Origin of the sequence: Modestobacter italicus, assembly GCF_000306785.1 — a bacterium.
In the GTDB taxonomy this organism is placed as follows: domain Bacteria; phylum Actinomycetota; class Actinomycetes; order Mycobacteriales; family Geodermatophilaceae; genus Modestobacter; species Modestobacter italicus.
Genome location: NC_017955.1, coordinates 4712917 through 4728539 on the forward strand (window position 1 = coordinate 4712917; position 15623 = coordinate 4728539).

Sequence of the window (15623 nt, forward strand, 5' to 3'; positions counted from 1 at the left end):
CCGGCGGGGCCGTCAGGGGCGGGTGAACCGCTCCTGACGGCCCTGGCGGACCAGTCCCAGCCAGGTCCGCAGCCCGCGCACGTCGCGTCGGCCGAGGAAGAACCAGGTGAAGCGGACGAGTTCGAGCGGGAACAGCCAGCGCATGCCCGGCTGGCTCATCAGGTAGCCGCGGTTGCGGTAGGTGTAGAACCGCTTTGCCTCGTCCGGCGGGTACTGCGCGGAGAGCCGGCCGCCGGCGATGGGCAGGAACTCCTGCGTCCCCTCGGGGTGCACGTAGGCCGCCTGCAGGCAGGTGCCGAACGGCAGCCCGGAGCGCACCAGCCGGCGGTGCACCTCGGTCTCGTCGCCGCGCAGGAACAGCCGGTAGTCCGGCACCCCCACCACGTCGAGGGCGTCGGCCCGGAACAGCGCGCCGTTGAACAGCGACGCGTAGCCGGGCAGGAAGTCGACGTCGGCGAACTCCTGCAGCGACCGGCGCCAGCGCAGCCCCCGCCGCAGCGGGAACGCCAGCAGCGTGGGGTCGGCCTTGTCCACCACCGCCGGGCTCACCTCGGCCAGGCCGCGGTCCCGGGCGCAGGCCAGCAGGGTGGCCAGCACGTCGTCCCCGGCGGGCCGGCCGTCGTCGTCGGCGCACCAGACCCAGTCCGCGCCCGCGCTCAGCGCGGTCAGCATGCCCAGGGCGAAGCCGCCGGCCCCGCCGAGGTTCCGCTCGGAGGGCAGGTAGGTGACCGGCAGCCCGGAGGCGGCGACCACGTCGGCGGTCTCGGCGTCCGGGCCGTTGTCGACGACCAGCACGTGGTCGACAGGCCGGGTCTGGGCGGCCAGCGCGGCCAGGCTCTCGGTGAGCAGCGCGGGGCGGGCGCGGGTCACCACGACCGCCACCACGCGATGCCCGTCGGCCCCGACCGGGACCCCGGCCAGCGTCCCGGTCACGAGCGGACCGACGGGAGCGGTGCCGGCCACGGGGCGGCGGGCGCGGTCACCGGCGGGTCGTTCGGGAACGGGTCGTGGCCCTTGTAGGCGGTGAGCACCTCGCGCAGCTCGCCGGTCTGCTTGACCCGGCCGTGCTCCATCCAGATCGCCGAGGTGCACAGCTGCTTGAGGAACTCGTCGGAGTGCGAGGCGAACACCAGCAGCCCGGCCCGCTGCACCAGCTCGGAGAGCCGGTCCCGCGCCTTGTCCAGGAAGGCGGCGTCGACCGCCCCGATGCCCTCGTCGAAGAGCAGGATCTCCGGGTCGATGCTGGTGACCACGCCCAGCGCCAGGCGCACCCGCATGCCGGTGGAGTAGGTGCGCAGCGGCATGGCGAGGAAGTCGCCGAGCTCGGTGAACTCGGCGATCTCGTCGACCCGGGACTCCATCTGCTTGCGGTTCATGCCGAGGAAGAGCCCGCGGATCATGATGTTCTCGTAGCCGGAGATCTCCGGGTCCATGCCGACGCCGAGGTCGAAGACCGGAGCCACCCGGCCCTCGATGAGCGCCGACCCGCGGGTCGGCTCGTAGATGCCCGACAGCAGCCGTAGCAGCGTGGACTTGCCCGCGCCGTTGTGCCCGACCAGGGCGACCCGGTCGCCCTCCTCGATGCGGATGTCGATGTCGTGCAGCGCCTCGATGACGGGCACCTTGCGCTGGTCGGAGGCGATGTTGCCGCCGACCATGCCGAGCACGGCCTTCTTCAGCGACCTCGTCTTGGCGTCGAAGATGGGGAACTCGACGCTGGCGTGGTTGGTCTCGATGCGGACCACGGGATGCAGCCTCTCTCTCGCCGTCAGACCCAGTAGGAGACGCGCGACCGGTAGCGGCGCAGTGCCCACAGGGTGACGGCCCAACCGACGACGGTGATGGCGAGCACGACGACCCAGCTGCGCCAGACCAGCGACTCGCCGAGCATGGGCCGGCGGATGATCTCGATGAAGTGCAGGAACGGGTTGATCTCGGCGATCCGGGCCCGCTCTGCGGTGGTCGGGTTGGGGCTGTTGAGCAGGTCGTCGTAGATCCAGACGACCGGGGTGAGGAAGAAGGTGAGCTGCACCAGGCTGCCGATGATCGGGTTCAGGTCGCGGAAGCGCGCGCTGGCCATCCCGAACAGCAGCGCCACCCAGGCCCCGTTGACCGCCAGCAGGACGAAGGCGGGGAAGGCCATCAGGCTCGACCAGTGCAGCGTCTGCGGGAAGATGAACAACATCACCACGTAGACGATGAGGTTGTGCGCGAACAGCAGCGTCTGCCGCCACACCAGCCGGTAGACGTGCACCGAGACCGGCGCCGGCAGGTGCTTGATCAGCCCCTCGTTGGCGATGAAGACGTCGGCGCCCTCGAGGATGCAGCCGGAGATGAACGCCCAGACGATGAACCCGACGAGGATGTAGGGCAGCTGCTTGTCCAGCGGGTTGCCGAACAGGCCGGCGTAGAGGACCCCGAGCGCGACCGCGGTGACGGCCATGCTGATGGTGATCCAGATCGGGCCCAGCACCGACCGCCGGTAGCGCTGGCGGATGTCCTGCCAGCCGAGGTGCCCCCACAGCTCCCGCTGCCGCCACCCTCCGACGAGGTCGGCGCGGGCGGACGTCCAGGCGCCGCGGGACGTCTCTGTGGTGGCCATGTCCGTGGAGGTTACCGCCGCGGCACCGGTGGGCCGTCGCGCCCTGGGTCCCCCGGGGCGTGTGCGACCAGCGGTGCCAGGCTGGCAGCAGCGCCTCGCTGACGCACCGGCCGGCCGGCAGCCCGCGGATAGTCTCGCCGCATGCCCACGCCCCACCCCGCCCCCACCGGGACGGGTGCACAGCGCTGGCCGCTGCTCGCTTGCGCACTGGTCTCCCTGCTCTGCTCCCTCGCCTTCGTGCTCGCCCCGGTGCACCGGCCGCACGCGGTCTACAGCTGGCCGGCGGCCCCGGGCGACGCGAGCCCGGTCGCCGTCCCGGTGATGCTGCTGCAGCCCGCCGAGGTGCACGCCTCGGTCAGCTGCGCGGCCGCCCGCGACGCGGCGCCGGGCGAGGTGCTGATCTCGACGACCTCGCTGGACCCGGCGCCCGGCCGCGAGGAGCTGGCCGGCCTGCGGGTCAGCGTCGACGCCGGGGGCGACCTCCTGGTCACCACCGACCGCAGCGACCTGGCGGTCCAGCAGGTGCCCGCGTCCGGCGACTGCCGGTGGGACCTCGACTCCGACGCCGCCGGGACCGTGCTCCGCCGCGACGGCGAGGTGGTCGACGAGCGCCCCGGCGACCTGCGCCCGGCCGTGGCCGGCGTCTTCACCGCCGGTGACAGCGCCGACGGGCTGGCCGTCGACGTCACCGCCGACACCGTGTTCCAGACCAGCGCCTCGCTGCTGAAGATCGTGCTGGCCGTCCTCGCGCTCCTGTCGCTGGCCGCGGCACTGGTGCTGCTGGCCCGCGGCGACCGGCGCGCGGCTGCGGTCCCCGCCACCACCGGCACCGGGGAGGACCCCGGCCGGGAGACGGCGACCGCGGCCGCGTCCGGCAGCTCGGCGCTCGCCGCGGACGCGGGCGGCCGGCCGGCGACCCGGGCCGCCGGACCCCTCCGGTGGCTGGTGGACGCGGTCGTGGTCGTCGGGCTCGCCGTGTGGACCGTGATCGGGCCGCTCAGCCCCGACGACGGCTACATCGCCGGCATCATCCGCAGCCGGGACGCCAACGGCTACGTCGGCGACGTGTACCGCTGGTTCAACGCCCCCGAGGCGCCGTTCGGCTGGTTCTACGAGCTGATGAACGTCTGGTCGAAGGTCAGCGAGGCGACCGTCTGGATGCGGGTGCCCTCCTCGCTGCTGGGCGTGCTCACCTGGTTCGTGCTCAGCCGCGGGCTGCTCCCCCGGCTCGGCGGGTTCGCCCGGCAGCCGCTGTTCCACCTCGCCGCCGCGCTGGTCTTCGCCGCCTGGTGGCTGCCGATCAACCTGGGTCTGCGGCCCGAGCCGTGGGTGGCCGCCGGCCTGGTCTCCGTGGTGGTGCTGGTCGAGCGCGGGCTGGCCCGCCAGCGCCTGCTGCCGATCGCCCTCGCGCTGGTCGTGGCCGCCGCCACGCTGGCGGTCACGCCCACCGGGGCGGTGGCGTTCCTCCCGCCGGTGGCCGCCGCGGTGCCGGTGCTCCGGCTGGCCCGGCGCCGGTCCGACGTCGGTCTGCTCCCCCTCGTCGCGGTGGCCGTGGCCGCCGCCGCGACGACCGTGTTGCTGATGTTCAGCGACCAGAGCCTGGCGGCGATCCGGCTGGCCAACGCCATCCGCGCCGACCTGCCCGGCTCGATCCCCTGGTCGCAGGAGCCCGAGCGCTGGTACCTGCTGCTCAAGGCGGACAGCGGTCAGGGCGCGCTCGCCCGCCGGGTGCCGGTCCTGCTGGGCCTGCTGGCCGCGCTGGGGATCGTGCTGCGGCGCACCCGGTTGCCCCGGCCGGCCCGGGACGTCACCGACCGGCTGGTCACCACCTCGGCCCTGTCGCTGGTCGTGCTGCTCTTCACGCCCACGAAGTGGACGATGCACTTCGGCGCCTTCGCCGGCACCGGGACGGCGCTGGTCGTCGTCGCCGTCCACCTGTACGCGACGAACCGGCAGCCCGCCGACGAGCGGCGCAGCGGCTGGGTCAGCGCCTCGGCGCTGACCGCGGCCACCGCCGGCCTGGCCGCCGTGCTGCTGGTCGCCGCGCAGTCCTACGCCGGCTGGAACCAGTGGAACTGGCTGTCCAACGCGGCCATCCCGTGGAACGACATCCCGCCGCAGCTGTTCGGCGTCCAGTTCGACACCGTCTTCATCGTCGCGTCGGGGCTGGTCGCCGTCGTCGGGGCGGCGCTGGTGGTGCTCGCCCGCTCCCGCGGCGCGTCGGAGGTCCGGCTGCCGGGTGCCCGGTGGCTGCCCTCCCCCGGCCTGGTCGCCATGGGGCTGGTGCTGCTCACGGTGGTCCTGCAGGCGGGCAGCTTCGCCAAGTCCAGCCTGGCACTGCGCGACACCTACTCGCTGGCGTCCGACGCCGTGCACACCGTCGAGGGCCGGCCCTGCGGTCTGGCCGAGGACCTCACCGCCGAGCCGGACCCGACCGCGGGGCTGCTCGAGCCGTCCCCCGCCCGCAGCGCACCCGACAACGGCCCGGTCTCCGACGGCTTCGCCGACTCCGGCGGCGCGGACCCGGTGGGCCCGGCGCTGCGGATGGCCGGCCAGGAGCTGCCCGGCTGGTCGGCCACCGGCCACCGGGACGACGCGGGCACCGGGCCGGCGCGGCTGACCACCGAGTGGTTCGCCCTGCCCGGGCCGCTGGAGGCCGGGGGCTCCCCGCTGGTCGTCACCGTGACCGGGGACCGCGGCACCGGGACCAACGTGGTCGCCGAGTTCGGCCGGGTCTCCGCCGACGAGGTCATCGCCATCGGCGCGGTCGGCGTGCCCGAGGCCGGTGACGCCCCGGCCGCCCGCGACTCGCGCGTGGACCCGGCCCGGGCGCCCGCCGGTGCGCAGGTCGTCCGGCTGGTCGTCACCGACGGCGGGGCCGACACCGACGTGCCGGTCTCGGTGTCCCGGCCGCGGGTCCCGGTGACCGTCCCGTTCCAGGACGTCCTGGACCCGGCGACGCCGGCGCTGGTGGACTGGCCGGTGGCCTTCGTGTTCCCCTGCCAGGCGCTCTCCGTGCAGTCGGCCGGCCTGACCGACGTGCCGGGCTGGCGGATCGCCCCGGCGCTGCCCAGCGACGCGGGCGACATCATCGTGGCCGGCTTCGTCGGCGGCCCGTACACGGCCGCGTACAGCCTCGTCGACCAGGACGAGGTGCCCGTCTACCAGACGGCCCGGCCGATGGACCGGCCGGTGAGCCTCTTCCGGTGGACCCCCCGGGAGGCGCTCGAGCAGCCGCGGACCGAGGTCACCGAGCGGTCGGTGTCCGGCTGGGCGACCTGAGCCGACCAGCAGCACCGCACGGCAGAGGGCCGGCACCCGACGGGTGCCGGCCCTCTGCCGTCAGCAGTAATCGACGCTGACCGAGACGGTCGCCGTCAGCGGTAGCGGACGGTGACCGCGCCGGTCGCGGCGGTCCAGGTCAGCGTGCCGCCCTGGAAGTCGCTGGCCCGGCCGCCGGCGACGGCGTGCTCGTCGCTGGTGGGGTACCCGAGGGCGGACAGCACCCCGCCCATCGCCACGTAGCGCTGGTAGATCGACCCGTACACCACGTGCGGGCCGCCGGCGGCCGTCCACAGCACGGCGCCCTGCTGGAAGGTGCTGTACCGGCCCTTGCCGTCGGCGGTGGTCCGCTCGTCGCCGGTCGGGTAGCCCAGCGGCCCGTTCTCCCAGCCGGAGGCGGCCCACAGCGCGCGGATCTGACCGCTCACCACCTGGGCGCCGGTCGTCGGCGACCAGTAGATCGACGAGCTGTTCGCGAAGTGGTTGTAGCGCCCCACGCCGTTCGGGGTGGCCGTCTCGTTCGTGACCGGCAGGCCCAGCCCGCTGGCCAGACCGCCCGCCGCCGTCCACTTCTTGGCGATGTCGCCCTCGACGGCGTACGCGCCGCCGGCGGGCGACCAGTAGACGATCCCGTTGGCGAAGGTGTTCGACCGGACTCCCCCGGACGCCGCCTCCTCGTCCGACAGCGGGAAGCCGAGCACGCCGGCCGGGCCGCCCTTGGCGGTGTAGAGGCCGCGGACCTGCCCCTGCACCACGTGCCCGCCGGTCGCGCTGGACCAGTACAGCGACCGGTCCCCGGAGAAGGTGGCGAAGGTGCCACCGGCGACGGCCAGCGTGCTGCTGGTCGGCAGGGCCCAGGACAGCCCGCCCCGGGAGATCCAGTCCGAGGCCAGCGGGCCGTGCAGCTCGACCGCGCCCGCGGCCGAGGTCCAGAACACCGTGCCCTTCTGGAACGAGTGGTAGCGGCCCCCGCCGCCGGCCTTCTCCCCGGACGTCGGGTAGCCCAGCGGCCCGTTCTCCCAGCCGGTCCGCGCCCACAGGTCGCGGATCTGCCCCTGCACCAGCTGCGCGCCCGTGCCCGCCGTCCAGTAGACCGACGCGCCGTTGGCGAAGTGGTTGTAGCGGCCGACGCCGTCCGGGGTGGCCAGCTCGTCGGTGAGCGGGGCGCCGAGCACGGCCGGGCCACCGGCGGCGGTGTACACGCCCCAGATCTGGCCGGAGACGACGTGCGCCCCCGTGCTGGGCGTCCAGTACACGTACCCGCGCTCGTACTGCTGCCAGGAGACCCCGGCGGTGGTGCCGCCCGAGCCCACGGCCGCGCCGAGCGAGGAGCGCAGGGCCGGGTCTGCGGCGTAGCGGGCCGCGATGGTCGGCTCGGAGCCGGTGGCCATGAGGGCGGCCACCCCGGCTCGGACCTCATCGAGCCTGGCGTACCCGTACCGGCCGGGGCAGATCGTGGACCCGACGTCGCGGTGGCCGAAGATCGTCGGCTTGGTGACGGTCACGCCCGCGGCGTACTTGGCCGTGCCACCGCCGCTCGAGGTGAGGCTCGCGGTTCCCCTGGGGTCGACGCCGTAGAGGGAGAACTTCCAGGCGATGATCGCCTCGACCGCGTCGATCAACGGCTGGGTCGTCGGGGCGATGTCGTAGTTGCCCAGCATCGAGACGCCGAAGGTGGCGGTGTTGAACCCGCCGGCGTGCGCGCCCATGACGGTGCTGGACAGCCCGCCGGACCGCCCCTCCCACAACCGGCCGAACTTGTCGACCACGACGTTGTAGCCGATGTCGCCCCAGCCGAGGCTGACGGCCTGGTAGCGGTAGATCGACCGCAGGATCGCCGGGACGTCGGCGGCGGCGTAGTCGTTGCTGTCCGCGGTGTGGTGGATCGTGGCGGCCTTGATCGTCGAGGCGTACTGGGGGGCCCAGGTGCGCAGCTTCTCGTCGGCGCCCCACTGGGCGCGCGAGTAGACCGCCGGCATGGTCGTGGCGGCGTGCGCGGTGTCGGTGACCTCGGGTGCGCCGGGCGCGCTGTCCGCGTCGCTCTCCCCCGGGTCGACCAGGTCCAGCGTCACGTCGGTCGGCTGGGCGCCCGAGCGGGTGACCAGCTCCACCTCCACACCGGTGCTCGGACCCGTCCACAGCGGCGAGGTCCCGCCGCGCAGCACCGCCCCGGTGTCGGCGGCCGACTGGTCGGCGGTCTCCTGGGCCACCTCGGTCCACGGACCCCAGACGCCGTCGTCGTCCTGCACCCGGACCTGGACCAGCGTGTCGGTGACCGCGGGGTCCTGCGCCCAGGTGACGCCGACGAGCGAGAAGGGGTCGGTGCCGGTCCGGCTCACGGTCAGCGTCGGTGCGGACGCGGCCACGCCGGCCACCGGGTCGGTCGTGCCCTCCTGCACGTCGGCCGCCGGGGCCGGGTCCTCGACCGAGCCCATGGCCACCTCGTCGGACGACGTGGTCACCGGCTCCGGTTCCGGTAGCGGTGCGGCGTAGACGGGGACGACGAGCAGCGTGGCGGTGAGTGCGAAGAAGGCGGTGGATCCGGCCAGGATGCGGCGCACGGAATGGGCCTCCGATCAGCGAGTGGCAGCCGCCGAGGCGGCGTCTTCCACCTCGTACATCGACCAGCGGGGCCTCGACCTTGAGCCGTGCTACGCATCCGCCTGCCGTCGGCAGCTGGTCACCGATCCGCCAGACCGTCCAGCCGCGGCGCCCCGGCGAGGGGTACGGCGGACACCGGCGGGACCGGTGGTACCCGTGGTGCCGGAGGGGCGAGACACGGCGCCGACGCCCCCGGGCAGCGGGCCGGACGACCACGACCCCGGTCGTACAGTGACCAGGACACGCCGCCTGACGACGGGCCACCGGGCACCTCACCGACGTCGGCAGCCCGACGTGAGGACGACATGAGCACTGACGACCGCGACGCGCCGGGGGACTCCCGCCCGTTGCCCCCGCGCCTCGATCCGCGGGCCGGTCGCCCGGCCCGCGGCCGCGCGGGGTCCACCGCCGTTACCGCTCCCGCGACGTCCGCCGCCGGTGGCCGCCGGCTGGTCTGGACCGGCCGGGCGGTGGCGATGCTGCTCTCGCTGGCCGTGCTGGTCACCAGCGGCTGGGGCTGGTACCTGGGGCGGGTCGCCGACGCGACCGTCAACCGCACCGACGCGATCCCGACGTCCGGCAACGACGAGACGGTCGACACCGGCGAGGCGATGAACCTGCTGCTGGTCGGCAACGACAGCCGGTCGGCGCTGACCGAGGAGCAGCTGACCGAGCTCAACGCCGGCACCGACTCGGGCACCAACACCGACACGATGATCCTGGTGCACGTGCCCGCGGACGGCTCGAAGGCGTCCTTCGTCTCCTTCCCCCGCGACTCCTACGTGGAGATCCCCGGCTACGGCTGGGACAAGCTCAACGCCGCCTACGCCTACGGCCGGCAGAACGCCCCCGACAGCGCCTCCGAGGAGGCGAAGTCGGCGCAGGGCGCCCAGCTGCTCGTGAAGACGATCAGCCAGCTCACCGGGCTGCGCATCGACCACTACGCGGAGGTCGACCTGCTCGGCTTCTTCGAGCTGAGCAGCGTCGTCGGTGGCGTCGACGTGAACCTCTGCAACGCGGTCGACGACTCCTTCTACTCGGGCGCGGTGTTCCCGGCCGGGGTCCAGACGATCAGCGGCGCCGACGCGCTGAAGTTCGTCCGGCAGCGGCACGGGCTCCCCCGCGGCGACTTCGACCGGATCATCCGCCAGCAGGTCTTCATCGCCGGCGTGCTCCGCAAGATGCTGTCCGACGACGTCCTGCTCGACCTCGGCACGCAGCGTCAGCTGGTCTCGGCCGCCTCCAAGTCGCTGACGGTCGACCAGAACCTCAACCTGCTGCAGCTGGCCCAGCAGATGCAGTCGGTGACCGCCGGCAGCATCGACTTCCAGACCGTGCCCTACGTCGGCGACGACACCGACGACGCCGGCCGCTACATCCTGCGGCTCGAGGACGAGGACGCGCTGCGCACCTTCTTCGCCGACCTCTCCGCCGAGCCGCAGCAGACCGCCGCCCCGACCACCGAGGCGCCGGCCACCGTGGCCCCCGCCGACGTGCAGGTCGCGGTCTACAACGGCTCGGGCACCAGCGGCCTGGCCGGCGAGGCGGCGACCCAGCTGGAGAGCGCCGGGTACACCGTCTCCGAGACCGGCAACGCCGACTCGATGGACTACACGGCCACCGAGATCCGGTACGCCGCCGGTGACGAGGCGCTGGCCACCACGCTGGCCGGGGCCGTCCCGGGCGCCACCACGACGCAGGTCGACGACGCCACCAGCGGCACCGTCCAGCTCGTGCTGGGCTCGGACTTCAACGGGGTCGGCCAGGCGGTGACCGCCCCGGCGGCGCCCGCCACCACCACCGAGGGCGAGGACCAGCGCACCGCCGCGGACACCAGCTGCATCAACTGACCCGAGCCGCCGTCCTGACCGGACGCCCGCCCGCCGCCCCCGGCCCGGCGGGCGGGAGACCGACCGAGGAGGCCCCGTGCTGACCGACCTGACCGTCGACGAGACGGGCGTGGGGTTCACCGCAGCCGCGGAGGACCGCCCGCGCACCGTGGACGTGCGGCTGGACGGCCGGCGGATCTGGTCCTTCCGGGTCGCCGACGCCGTCGCCGGCCCCGAGGACCGGTACCGGATGCCGTGGCCGGCCGTGGTGCTGCCCTACCTCGACGGGGAGTCGACCGTCGGGCTGCACCCGGTCGACGGCCAGGGCAGCCCGCAGGTGACCACGGCCCGCTTCGGCACCGCCGACCACCCGGTCCGCTTCGAGGACGCGCACGGGCTCGGCCTGATGGTCAACAAGTGGGGGACGATCGGCCACGCGCTCGCCGACTACCCGGCCGGCATCGAGCAGCGGCTGCTCGACCGGGTCGACCGGGTGCGGGAGGTGATGGCCGCGGCCGTCGACGTCGACGTGTACGTCACCGGCGGCACCCTGCTGGGCCCCTACCGGGACGGGCGGGTCATGCCCAACGACGACGACGCCGACCTGGCCTACCTGAGCGGTCACCGGCACCCGGTCGAGGTCGCCCTCGAGGGCTTCGCCCTCGGCCGCGCGGTCACCGCGGCCGGCATCACCGCGCTCCGGCTGTCGGCCGGGCACCTGCAGCTGCACTTCGAGCACGAGGGCCGGCCCGACGGCTACGTCGACATCTTCACCGGCTGGATCGACGACGCCGGCTGGTGGTACCAGCTGTTCCCGATCCGCGCGCAGGTGCGCCGCGAGCAGCTCGTGCCGCCGGCGACGCTGGACGTCGAGGGCCACCCCGAGCCGATGTGCCGCGAGCCGGAGGTGATGCTGGAGGAGCTGTACGGCCCCGGCTGGCGCTCCCCCGACCCGGCGTTCTCCTTCGACGTGCCGCGGACGACCTCCGACCGGTTCTACGGCTGGATGTCCGACCAGCACATGGACCGGGAGCCGTGGGAGGACCACTACCGCTACGACGTCCGCGGTGGCCGCGTCGAGCTGGGCACCGAGCCCAGCGGGTACGCGCAGCAGCTGGCCGGGCGGCTGGCCCCCGGCTCGTCGGTGGTCGAGCTCGGCGCCGGCCGCGGGCACGACGCGCTCTGGCTGGCGCGGCAGGGCCACCGGGTCCAGGCCCTGGACTACGTCCGCTGGCCGGTGCTCCGGGCGGCGGAGGCCGCGGCGCAGCAGGGGCTCGACGCCACCTTCCGCACGGTCAACCTCTACGACCCGCGACGGGTCCTCGCCCTCGGCGCCGAGCTGGCCGCCCGCGGGGAGCCGACCGTGGTCTACGCCCGCGACCTGCTCGCCACCCTGTGGGACGTCGGCCGGCCGAACCTGCACCGGCTGCTGTCGATGCTGCTGCGCAGCGGCGGCGAGGCCCACCTCGACGTCCCCCGGTCCAGCCTGCGCCCCGACCCGTCCCGCGGCGGCCTGCTGCACCGCGCGCTCGACCTCGACGTGCTCGCGGCGGAGATGGCCCCGTACGGGCTCGTGGTGCGCGGCACCACCGACGTGGTCGAGGACGTCGAGTGGCCCGGCGGGCCGCAGCAGCTCGCGACGGACGGCACGACACCGGACAGCACGGCGCCGGACAGCACCGCAGCCGACGGCACGAGCTCCCGGCTGGAGAAGACGAGGATGGTGGTGGCATGGCAGCGACGTCGCTGAGGCAGGCGCTCGGGGGCCCGGTGCGGCAGGTCCGCGGGCGGCTGCGGCTGGGGAACCGGCTGCGGGAGCGCGTCGCCCCGGAGCTGGACGAGCTGGTCCGCAGCAACGCCGAGCTCCGGGCCGACCGGAACCGGCTGTTCACCGAGCTGGGGCAGGCCTTCGAGTCGGTCACCGCGGCCCACCAGGGCATCGCGGACCTGCAGGCCGAGCAGCGGACGCTGCGCGAGCGGCTGGACATGACGCTCCGGCTCGCCGAGTCCGCTCCCCCGCGGCTGGACGTGCTGGAGGACGGGCTGCACGAGGCGCGGCGGCTGAACCTGCGCGTCGCCGAGCTGGCCGACGTCGTCGCCGAGGTCGTGCTCCCGCTGCACGACCGGGACATCGACCCCGCCGCGATCGCCCGGCTGCGCGCCGACACGCTCTGAGACGCGGGAGAGGGGGTCGCCGGACCGGCGACCCCCTCTCTCAGCGCGCGCCGCTCAGATCGGCAGCTTGCGGAACACCGCCCGCGGCGTGTGCCGCAGACCGCTCATCACCCAGCGCATGGCACCGGGCACCCAGACGGTGTGCCGGCCCTTGCGGACGCCGGTGACGATCGCCTCGGCGACCGCCTCGGGCGTCGTGGCCAGCGGGGCGTCGGCGATCCCCTCGGTCATCTTCGACTTGACGAAGCCGGGGCGGACGACGAGCACCGAGACGCCGGTGCCCACCAGGGAGTCCGCGAGGCCGGAGTAGAAGGCGTCCAGGCCGGCCTTGGTCGACCCGTACACGAAGTTCGACGCCCGCGGCCGCTCACCGGCGACCGAGGAGAGCGCCACGATGACCCCGTGCCCCTGCCGGCGCATGAGGTTGGCCAGCTCCGTGCCGACCACCGTGGGCGCGACGTAGTTGACCTGGGCGAGCTGGGCCACGGCCGCGGGCTCGGTGCGCAGCTGGTCGGCGTCGCCGAGCAGCCCGAAGGCGACCACGGCGACGTCGACGTCACCGCCGGCGGCCGCGGCGGCGACCATCCGGGCCGGCGAGGAGGCGTCGTCGGCGTCGAAGTCGACGACCTCGACCGTGCCGCCGGCCGCCTTGAGCTCGTCGGCGACGACGCCGCGGCGCGGGGTGTCCCGGGCGGCCAGGACGATCCGCAGCGGCCGCTCGGCGAGGTACCGGCGGGCGGTGGCCACGGCGATGTCGGAGGTGCCGCCGACCAGCAGCAGCGAGCTGGGGGAACCGAGTGCGTCGATCACAGTGCGAGCCTCCTGGCCAGGTCGGAGGTGAAGACACCGTCGGGGTCCACCCGCTTGCGGACGGCCCGGAAGTCGTCGAGCCGGTCGTACATCTTCTCGAAGGTCTCCGGGCGCACCCGGGAGTCCTTGGCCAGGTAGGTCCGGCCGGCGGCGGCGATGACCACCTCGTCGAGGGAGTCCAGCAGGCCGCCCAGGCCCTTCATCACCGGGATGTCCAGCGCCAGCGTCCAGCCCGGCGAGGGGTAGGACAGCATGCCGGGGTTGCCCGGGCCGAACCGCTTGAGCACGGCCAGGAAGGACGCCGTCCCGAAGGAGCTGAGCCGGTCCAGCACCTCGCGCATGGCCTCCTCCTGCCCGAAGGGCACGGTGACCTGGTACTGCACGAAGCCGCGCGGGCCGTAGATCCGGTTCCAGCCACCGACGGCGTCCAGCGGGTGGAAGAAGGTCGGGATGCTCTGCAGCTGGTCCCGCTTGAGCTTGGGCGCCTTGCGGTACCAGACCTCGTTGAACGCCGCGACCGTGGCCAGGTTGAGCAGGCCGGGCGGGAAGACGTCGGGCACCGAGGCCTTCACCGAGCCGTGGTACTTCAGCGGGTCGGTCCGGCGCTTGGCCGGCAGCTCGTCGAGCTTGGCGAACCGGCCGCGGGTGACCACCGAGCGGCCCATCCGCTTGCCCTTGGCGAGGGTGTCGATCCAGGCCACCGAGTACTCGTAGAGGTGGTCGGTCTCGGCCAGCAGCGTCATCAGCGCGTCGAGGTTCTCGGTGCGGTCGGTGTCGACCAGGCAGCGGGAGGACTCGATCGCCTTCATCTGCACCTGCGCCCGCAGGATGACCCCGGTCAGGCCCATGCCGCCGACGGTGGCCCAGAACAGGTCGGCGTCGGACTCCGGGCTGATCCGGCGGACCTGGCCGTCGGCGGTGAGCAGGTCGATCCACCGGACGTGCTGGCCGAAGCTGCCGGCCACGTGGTGGTTCTTGCCGTGGATGTCGGCGGCGATGGCCCCGCCGACGGTCACCAGCCGGGTGCCCGGCGTCACCGGGACGAAGAAGCCCTGCGGGACGAACTGGTTCATCAGCTCGTCCAGCGAGATCCCGGCCTCGACGTCGACGAGCCCGGTGGCCAGGTCGGCGTGCAGCACCCGGGCGGCGCCGGTCATGTCCAGCACGGTGCCGCCGGCGTTCTGCGCGGCGTCGCCGTAGCTGCGGGCCAGGCCGCGGGCCACGACACCGCGGCCGGAGGCGGCCAGCACGGCGGCACGGACGTCGTCGTCGTCGTGGACCGGCGTGAGCGCGGCGATGGTCGGGGCGGTGCGGCCCCAGCCGACGAGCGGGACGCGGGCGGGTTCGGTCGTGGGTGTGGAGAGGAGCGCGGTGTCAGCCACTGAATACCCCCAGGGCGACGGTCAGCGCCCAGAGGGCGCCGAGGATGAGCAGGACACGGTCGTGCATGACGATCTCTTCCGGGGCGCCGGCGGCGCCCTTGTCGACGTCCCGCGCGTACCGCAGGATCGCCAGGACGAAGGGGGCGATGGAGAAGGTGGCCCACGGGACACCGTCCTGCGCGTTGGCCATCTCGAAGGCCCACAGGCTGTAGGCCGACAGCGCGACCGCCGCCGACAGGCTCCAGACGAAACGCAGGTAGCTCGCGGAGTACTCCCGCAGCGTCTTGCGGGTCGCGGCGGCGTCCCCGACGACGATCAGCTCCGAGTAGCGCTTGCCGGCCACCATGAACAGCGAGCCGAAGGCCGCCACGAGCAGGAACCACTGGGAGAGCACCAGCCCGGCGGCCACACCGCCGGCGATGCCGCGGAGCAGGAAGCCGGAGGCGACCACGGCCAGGTCGATGACCGGCTCGTTCTTCAGGAACGTGCAGTAGGCCAGCTGGATGACCACGTAGCTGGCCAGCACCCAGGCCAGCGCCGGCCGGGTGAGCAGCACGCCGGCGGTGAGGGTGCCGGCGAAGAGCACGACGGCGAGCGCGATGGCCGCCGGGCGGGGCACGAGGCCGGCGGCGATCGGGCGGAACCGCTTGCGCGGGTGCCGGCGGTCCTCCTCGACGTCGATCGAGTCGTTGACCAGGTAGACGCCGGAGGCGGCCAGGCAGAAGAGCACGAACGCGACGGCCGTGGGGCCCATGACGTCGGGGTTGAACACCTCGCCGGCGGCCAGCGGCGCCGCGAGCACGAGGACGTTCTTCACCCACTGGCGCGGCCGCAGGGCGCGGACGAAGCCCCAGGGGCGCGAGCCCCGGAAGCCCGGGGTGCGCGGCGGCGGGGCGACCTTGCCGGGCTCGCCCGTGCCTGCCACCGGGCTGAGCGACGGTG

11 protein-coding genes are annotated in these 15623 nt (G+C 74.1%); 4 read left to right on the plus strand and 7 right to left on the minus strand.

Going from position 1 to position 15623, the window contains the following annotated elements:
• Window positions 1–12: 12 nt before the first annotated feature.
• Genes glfT1 through wzm form a run of 3 tightly spaced genes read right to left on the minus strand, consistent with a single transcriptional unit; the run spans window position 13 to window position 2602 of the window.
• Entirely contained in the window at window positions 13–933 is a 921-nt protein-coding gene (glfT1, locus tag MODMU_RS22305; protein ID WP_014742657.1) for a galactofuranosyltransferase GlfT1, read from the minus strand.
• On the minus strand, window positions 930–1745 hold the full coding sequence (gene wzt / locus MODMU_RS22310) for a galactan export ABC transporter ATP-binding subunit Wzt/RfbE (protein ID WP_014742658.1): 816 nt from the start codon (window positions 1743–1745) through the stop codon (window positions 930–932). The genes glfT1 and wzt overlap by 4 nt, the downstream gene beginning before the upstream one ends.
• Before the next feature lie 23 nt (window positions 1746–1768).
• Window positions 1769–2602: a galactan export ABC transporter permease subunit Wzm/RfbD gene (wzm, locus tag MODMU_RS22315; protein WP_014742659.1), complete on the minus strand. Its 834-nt coding sequence runs from the start codon at window positions 2600–2602 to the stop codon at window positions 1769–1771.
• Between the two features lie 141 nt (window positions 2603–2743).
• On the opposite strand from wzm, the gene MODMU_RS22320 reads away from it, so the two are divergent.
• Window positions 2744–5884, plus strand: coding sequence for an arabinosyltransferase domain-containing protein (locus tag MODMU_RS22320; protein WP_014742660.1), 3141 nt, complete (start codon window positions 2744–2746; stop codon window positions 5882–5884).
• Window positions 5885–5979: 95 nt separating this feature from the next.
• Here MODMU_RS22320 and MODMU_RS22325 read toward each other — a convergent pair whose 3' ends face one another.
• Window positions 5980–8445: an N-acetylmuramoyl-L-alanine amidase gene (locus MODMU_RS22325; RefSeq protein ID WP_014742661.1), complete on the minus strand. Its 2466-nt coding sequence runs from the start codon at window positions 8443–8445 to the stop codon at window positions 5980–5982.
• A 345-nt stretch (window positions 8446–8790) separates the two neighbouring features.
• Between MODMU_RS22325 and MODMU_RS22330 the strand changes: the two genes are divergently transcribed.
• The 3 genes from MODMU_RS22330 to MODMU_RS22340 all read left to right on the plus strand — a co-directional run bounded on the left by MODMU_RS22330 (window position 8791) and on the right by MODMU_RS22340 (window position 12489).
• The gene (locus MODMU_RS22330; protein ID WP_014742662.1) at window positions 8791–10335 is read left to right on the plus strand and encodes an LCP family protein; all 1545 of its coding nucleotides are present in this window, start codon (window positions 8791–8793) and stop codon (window positions 10333–10335) included.
• 76 nt (window positions 10336–10411) lie between these two features.
• Window positions 10412–12064 carry a LicD family protein gene (locus MODMU_RS27350; RefSeq protein ID WP_014742663.1) on the plus strand — a complete coding sequence of 551 codons (1653 nt, stop codon included), beginning with the start codon at window positions 10412–10414 and terminating at the stop codon, window positions 12062–12064.
• Complete coding sequence (locus MODMU_RS22340) at window positions 12046–12489, plus strand: DUF6752 domain-containing protein (RefSeq protein WP_041795542.1); 444 nt, start codon at window positions 12046–12048, stop codon at window positions 12487–12489. The genes MODMU_RS27350 and MODMU_RS22340 overlap by 19 nt, the downstream gene beginning before the upstream one ends.
• Before the next feature lie 54 nt (window positions 12490–12543).
• On the opposite strand, the gene dprE2 is transcribed toward MODMU_RS22340, so the two are convergent.
• The 3 genes from dprE2 to MODMU_RS22355 are packed head-to-tail and all read right to left on the minus strand — an operon-like array spanning window position 12544 to window position 15606.
• Window positions 12544–13299, minus strand: coding sequence for a decaprenylphospho-beta-D-erythro-pentofuranosid-2-ulose 2-reductase (dprE2, locus tag MODMU_RS22345; RefSeq protein WP_014742665.1), 756 nt, complete (start codon window positions 13297–13299; stop codon window positions 12544–12546).
• Entirely contained in the window at window positions 13296–14681 is a 1386-nt protein-coding gene (gene dprE1 / locus MODMU_RS22350) for a decaprenylphosphoryl-beta-D-ribose oxidase (RefSeq protein ID WP_014742666.1), read from the minus strand. The genes dprE2 and dprE1 overlap by 4 nt, the downstream gene beginning before the upstream one ends.
• Window positions 14674–15606, minus strand: a complete 933-nt coding sequence (locus tag MODMU_RS22355) for a decaprenyl-phosphate phosphoribosyltransferase (RefSeq protein ID WP_166503576.1) — start codon at window positions 15604–15606, stop codon at window positions 14674–14676. The genes dprE1 and MODMU_RS22355 overlap by 8 nt, the downstream gene beginning before the upstream one ends.
• Between the last annotated feature and the right edge of the window lie 17 nt (window positions 15607–15623).